3 protein-coding genes and 1 pseudogene are annotated in these 6,276 nt (G+C 73.2%); 1 reads left to right on the top strand and 3 read right to left on the bottom strand.

Features of this window, described 5'->3' with window-relative positions; translation table 11 throughout:
• Positions 1–101: 101 nt before the first annotated feature.
• Positions 102–422, bottom strand: a pseudogene (locus ACIBCM_RS34900) (IS630 family transposase); the annotation flags it as partial.
• A 291-nt stretch (positions 423–713) separates the two neighbouring features.
• Positions 714–2,816: an SMI1/KNR4 family protein gene (locus tag ACIBCM_RS34895; RefSeq protein ID WP_399250422.1), complete on the bottom strand. Its 2,103-nt coding sequence runs from the start codon at positions 2,814–2,816 to the stop codon at positions 714–716.
• 174 nt (positions 2,817–2,990) lie between these two features.
• Here ACIBCM_RS34895 and ACIBCM_RS34890 point away from each other — a divergent pair, with 174 nt between their 5' ends.
• The gene (locus ACIBCM_RS34890) at positions 2,991–4,475 is read left to right on the top strand and encodes an amidase (protein WP_399250419.1); all 1,485 of its coding nucleotides are present in this window, start codon (positions 2,991–2,993) and stop codon (positions 4,473–4,475) included.
• A gap of 58 nt (positions 4,476–4,533) precedes the next feature.
• Here the strand turns inward: ACIBCM_RS34890 and ACIBCM_RS34885 are convergent, their stop codons facing one another.
• Positions 4,534–6,174, bottom strand: coding sequence for an alpha/beta hydrolase (locus tag ACIBCM_RS34885; protein WP_399250417.1), 1,641 nt, complete (start codon positions 6,172–6,174; stop codon positions 4,534–4,536).
• Positions 6,175–6,276: the final 102 nt, after the last annotated feature.

The raw sequence follows: 6,276 nt of genomic DNA, 5'->3' as shown, positions 1-6,276 counted from the left end.
CAACGCCAACCCCCAACTGCCATGGTCCTTCCTCGCCAATACCGGCCTGACCATCCACCCACCACACCAACCGAACTTACGAAAAGATCAGTAGTGCGGTATCAGGCAACGTTCACTCTGTCGACGATGGCGCGTAGGCGCCGGTCGTGGGCATGGCGATTTCGCCGGATGATGTAGCGCCGGATCATGCTGCCCTGTTCTTTGTGGCCGGCGTGGTCGGTGTCGTCCAGCGTGAAGGAGCGCAGGGCGGTGAACTGGGCCTCGATGCGCTTCAGTCAGGAGCTGTTGGTCGGTGTGCAGGCGATCTCGGCGTTGTCGGACCCGGCCCGTTCCGCGACCCGGCGGCAGCGCTTGGTGGTCAGGTGCGGGGAGAAGTTGTCGCAGACGATCGCGATGCGGGTCCCGGGCGGGTAGAGGCTGCGCCTCATGTGGTGGCTGGGGCTTCGCCGTAGGGAGCTGGGCGAGACAGCGGGTGAGGGCGCCGCCGATCGCCCGCTGGCGCTGGTCATGATCCGGAGGGTCATCGGCTGGTGCCGGAACGGTGTGTGGCTCTGCGAGCGCGCATGCCGAGCGAGCGCCCCCGGCTGACGGGTGCCGCTCTCAGGCCGCAGGCAGGTCCTCGTGCACCCCCGACCCGACGTCGCCGCGCTCCCGCGCCGCCTCACTGCGGCCCTCGCCGCCGTGCACGGCGCGGGATGGGAGTTATGGGCTGTTCACACGTGCTCACCGTGGTCAGGTCGGCTGAAGGAGGTGATGGCGAAGGTGGCGTACGAATCGCCGGGACCAGGCGGACGGATCCACGAACGGGTGACGAAGCTGTGCAGTGGGCCTTCCAACAGGGCGGTGCGTGGCAGGGTCAGTCCCAGGGCCCGCTCCAGGGTTCTGAGCGCGCTCCGCGTCCCCGGCAACCCCCGGGCCGGGGCGTTCGGGTCGTGCGCGTCCCTCCCCTGGCTCTCATCGCCCCGCCATTGCCCGGTCGTTCCCGGGAAGCCGTCGAGCGCCAGCCACGGCGGTATCTCCCCGGTCCAGTGCGGCTCGACGTCCCCTGCCGTCACAGAGAACGCGCACACCTCTTCCCCGTCGACCCCGACGGAGAGATGGAAACGAGTCCGAGACCGGTCAAAGGTGTCGACGCTGTGCCAGACGACCACCGCCCTGGTCCCCTCCGAGGCGGCAGCGGCCGGGGAGACGAAACGCAGCTCGTCAAAGCCCCTCGGGGTGCCGTCGAAGGCAAAGCTCCACCCGGGGGCCGCCTGCCCGATCTGGACCAGGGCACGGTCGTCGTACGACGTACTGCCGAGCGCCAGGCCCAGCCGGTGGTCCGCGTCCCACCTGCTGAGCGGTGGATACAACCCGTCCGGCCCGGGCGTCACTTCCCGCTGTGGCCGGCCGCCGGGTCCGGGGCCGCCCCCGCCCGGGTCCTTGAGACGGGCGGGCAGACCCGCCGGATCGGGGTCCGCGACGAACACGGCTCGATAGCCCCCGTGGAACCGGTCCGGCACCTCGTCCTCCAGCCAGGACAGACCCACCGGATCGTCCCCCGGCGCGTCCCCGACGGGCCCCGGGGCCGTGTCGGGCCGCTCCCGCTCCGGCCGCGCGAACTCGCCCCGGGGCAGGGCCAGCAACAGCCGCCCCCGCTCTGGAGTGATCACCGGACCCAGTACCGGATCCGCGAGCAGTCCGAGCGGCGCCAGATGGTCGGGTCCCAATGCCCGCCAGTGGGGGAGCGCGGCCCACAGCGACCGCCACGCCTCGTTCCACCGGCCCCAGCGGGCCAACGCCCGCGCCTCATCGGCCGCCTCCCCGAGCGGCCCGTCCGCCGTGAAGCGGTACGTCCCCTCCCGCGCCGCCCGCAGCGCCTCCTCAGCCCTCTCCAGCGCCTCGGGCGTACTACAGCGGGCGAGCAGCGCCCACGACCGGCCGGTCTGGCTGTAGTGCCGCTCGGTGGTGGCGAAGCCCGCCGCGGCCACCGGCAGCAGGTCAGGGGCGTACACCGGGTCGACCGCGAGGGCGTCGACCGAGAACGCCCGGGCATGTGCCGAGAGTAGACAGTCCAACTGCCCCCGCAGCAGCCCGGCCCTCGGCCTGCCGTACCTCTCGGCGGCTCTCAGCAGGGCCAGGGCCTCCTCGTACTCCCCGCTCAGGGCCGCCAGCCGGGCCCGCTCCACCACGGCGTCCTGCGCCCGCGTCGTGTCGTTGGCGAACGGCGGTCCTTCGCCGTGAGCGGCCTTGTAGGCGGCCGAGCTGTGAAAGGACCGGTAACAGTCCAGCATGTATTGGCGGAATGACGGAAAGCGTTCGGGCGGCGCGGCCCGCCAGGACGCCCACTCGTACACCGCCCACTCGCCGTCCGCGTCCCGGTCCAGCGGGTCGATCAGGACCATCGTCGCGTCCGTCTCCGCGTCCAGATGGAACGCCCGGTGCCACATCCCGGCCTCCAGCAGTTCCTGCGGCGAGGCGTTCTCGTCCAAGTGCTCCCCGAAGATCTCGGCGAGACCATGGGCGTTCTGGTGCGGATGGATGCCCCGGGTCCCGGCCAGCCGGTAGACGGGGTGGTCCGCCGGCCGCCAGCCGTTGCTGATCCGCAGGAACGACTCGAGCGACGGCGGCAGTCGATGGCCGATCCGCTCTTCCAGCGCGGCGATGTCCGAGTCCGACGCACCCGGGTAGCCGAGCCACCGCGCCGCTATCAGCTCCAGATCCGACTCGTCCCGCTCATCGGGATCCTGAGCGTCGGCCCACTCTCCGCTCCAGCGGGTGAGGAACTCTCGCCAGTCGAATGGAGTTTCGGTCGTTGTCTCGTCCGTCGAGGTCATACGGCGATGGTGGCACCCGCCACTGACAGCGGGTCCAGCCGCCGACCCGGCGGTGCGAGTGCGCGACCCCGCTGGCCGCGCGCCACCCCGATGAACGGAACGGCTGTCTGCCGAACGCCTGGATGTTACTCTCCAGTACTGTTTGTTCGGACGGACGGAAGAGAGGCGGCCCTCGTGTCCACCAGCGACACCACCGACGGATCCGGAACGGCTGCCCCGGCCGCCGACTTCCGTGGACTGACCGCCTGCGTACGGCAGTTGAGCGACGGTCACACCACCTCCGAATCCCTGGTGACGAGCACGATCGAGCGGATCAGAGCGAGCCGGGACACCATCAACGCCTTTCGCTGGGTCCGCGAGAAAAAGGCCCTCGCCGAGGCCCGGGACGCCGATCGCCGGCTCGCCGCGGGGGAGTGGCTGCCGCTTCTCGGGGTGCCGGTCGCGGTCAAGGACGACACCGACGTCGCCGGGCTGCCCACCCTCTTCGGCTGCCGCGGCGAGATCGCCGCCGCCTCGGCGGACGGCGAGTCGGTGCGGCTGCTGCGCGCGGCCGGAGCGGTGATCGTCGGCAAGACGAACTCCTGCGAGCTGGGCCAGTGGCCGTTCACCGAGGGGCCCGCCTTCGGAGCCACCCGTAACCCCTGGTCCACCGGGCACACCCCGGGCGGCTCGTCGGGGGGATCGGCCGCGGCGGTCGCCGCCGGGCTGGTTCCCGCCGCGCTCGGCTCCGACGGCGCGGGATCCATCCGCATCCCCGCCGCCTGGACCCATCTGGTGGGCATCAAGCCCCAGCGCGGACGGGTCTCCCTCCACCCGTACACCGACGCCTTCCAGGGACTCGCGGTCAACGGCCCCCTGGCCCGTACGGTCGCCGACGCCGCGCTCCTGCTCGATGTGGTCCAGGGCCCCTGCTCCCTCCAGGGGTTCGACCCGCACCGGCCGGAGGCGGTGGACGCGTCCGCCGCCGCACGCCGGGACCCGGGACGGCTGCGGATCGCCCTCGCCTGGCGGCCCCCGCTCACCCTCACCCGCGCCACCCCGCACCCCGAGGTCCGCCGGGCCGTCACCGCGCTCGCCGAAGCCCTCGCCCGCCTCGGCCACGAGGTCGAGGAGGCCCGCCCCCGGTACGGGCTCATCGGCCTCGGCTTTCTGCCGCGCGCCGCCGCCGGGGTCGCCGAAGCCGCGGCCCTGCACCCCGACCCCGCGCTGCTCGACCCCCGTACCCGCAGCACCATGCGTTCCGGACGGGCCCTCGGCGGACGGGTCGTGCGGGCCGCCCGCGCCCGTGAGAGTCACCAGCACACCCGGATCGGCGAGATCTTCGAAGGCCGGGGCTTCGATGTCGTCCTCTCCCCGACGACCGCCGGCCCGCCGCCGCGCGTGGGCACCTTCGACGGCCTCGGCACCTGGCGCACCAACGCCGTCATGGCCGCGGCCTGCCCCTACGCCTGGCCGTGGAATGTCCTCGGCTGGCCCGCCGTCAACGTACCCGCCGGTCTCACCGCGGACGGACTGCCCGTCGGCGCCCAGCTCCTCGGCCCGGCGGGCAGTGAGGAGAAGCTGATCTCGCTGGCCGCCCAACTGGAGGCCGACCGGCGCTGGTACGAGATGCGCCCGCCGACCCCCGTGATCCCCGGGAGCGCCCCGGTGCAGGAGTGAGGGGGCCTCGCGCCCCGCTCGACGCGCGCGGCCCCGGGGGTGTCGCCGGGCCGGTCGGTCAGCGACGGCAGACCGGGTCGGACGCGGGGAGGGTTCCGGTGGCCAGATAGGCGTTGACCTCGGTGTCCACACAGGCGTTGCCGTACTCGCCGTAGATCCCGTGAGCGGTGGTGCCGCGCAGGGTGAGCAGACGGGAGCCGGTCAGCGCCCGGTGCATGGCCCTGCTGCCCTCGTAGGTGGTGGCGGTGTCCCCGGTGGCGGACACGATCAGCGCGGGGGCGGGGTTGCCGATGCTCGTGGGGCGCTCGCGCGGGCGGTCCGGCCAGAAGGCGCAGGGCCAGATGTTGTTCTTGAGCGGACCGAAGAGGGGATGGCCGGCCCGGCTGCGCCGGACGTCGTTCCAGTAGACGTCGGGGTCGCGCGGGGCCGCGCGGTCGCCGCAGACGATCGCGGCGGCCGGACCGGCGAGCGGGGAACCGGCGCTGGTCAGGACGAACGTGAGGAGTCCGTCGAGTCCGGGACCGGGGTCGGCGGGGCGGCCGTGCGCGGCCTCGTTGAGGGTCCGGACGGTGGAGGCGAACTCCGCGCGGGCCGCGAGGCGGTCGTCGCCGGGGCCGATGGAGAGGATGTACGGGACCACCTGGTCGTCCACCTCGTACGGTCCGACACGCAGTGGGCGATCGTCCGCTGCGGCGGCGATCGTGTTCACGGTGGCGAGCACCCGGGCGGGGGTGGCGCCGAGGCCGTAGGTGCCGTGGCGTTCGGCGGCCCAGACCGCCCAGCCGCGGAGCGCGCGTTCCGCCTCGTCCTCGGTTCCCCGCATGGCCCTGGGGCCCCACTCTCGCGGGTCGCCCGCGCTGTCCAGCACGAGACGGTCGGTGCGGCCGGGGAACATCTGGGAGTAGACCGCGCCCAGATAGGCGCCGTAGGAGTAGCCGAGAAAGGAGATCCGGCGCTCGCCGAGGGCACGGCGCACAAGGTCGACGTCCCGGGCCGTGTCGCGGGTGTTGGCGTACGGGAGTACGTCGGCGTGGCGCCGGGTGCAGCGCTCGGCCAGGTCGCGCTGCACCGCCGCCTGATGGTCGAACCGGGCGCGGGTCTGACCGGCCGAGCGGAGCCACATGCCGATGGGCCAGCCGCAGTCGAGCGGTGTGCTGCGCCCGACGAAGCGCGGGTCCAGGCCGATGAGGTCGTAACGGGCGCCGACGTCCTTCATGGCCGCACGCGTCTTGAGCGGCATGCCGAGCGTGGGTTCGCCGGGGCCGCCGCTGTTGAGGACCATGGTGCCGATGCGCCGGGCGCGGTCCGTGGCGGGGAGGCGGGACAGCGCGAGGGTGATGGTGCGGCCGCCGGGCCTGGAGTGGTCGAGCGGGACGGCGAGTTCCGCGCACTGTGCGCCCGCCCGGTCGAGTTCCCGGCCGAGGGCGTCGTCGGGGCCCTGGGCGCAGGGCTTCCAGCCGAGCCGTGGGGGCGGGCCGCCGCCCGCACCGGCCGGGGGTGCGACGGCGGCCGACAGGGCGATCAGAGCAAGGGCCGGGACCAGCCGTCCGCAGGTCCGGGCGAAGGCCCGCTTCGGTCGTGCGGAGGCCGGTTTCGGTCGTGCGGAGGCCGGTTTCGGTCGTGCGGAGGTCTGTCGTGCAGGGGTCGGCCGTGCGGAGGTCTGTCGTGCAGGGGTCGGCCGTGCGGAGGTCGGTTTCATGGGCGAGGACGCTAGGGCGGCCGGACGGCCGGCACGATAGGGCCCGTCGTACGAACCCTGCTACAGCCCGCTGTAGTGACCGGCGGGAACCGGTGACGCACA

Origin of the sequence: Streptomyces sp. NPDC051018 (assembly GCF_044456085.1) — a bacterium.
Lineage (GTDB): Bacteria > Actinomycetota > Actinomycetes > Streptomycetales > Streptomycetaceae > Streptomyces.
Note: the sequence above shows the minus strand (reverse complement) of the source record. Positions and strands in the feature narration are given on the sequence as shown.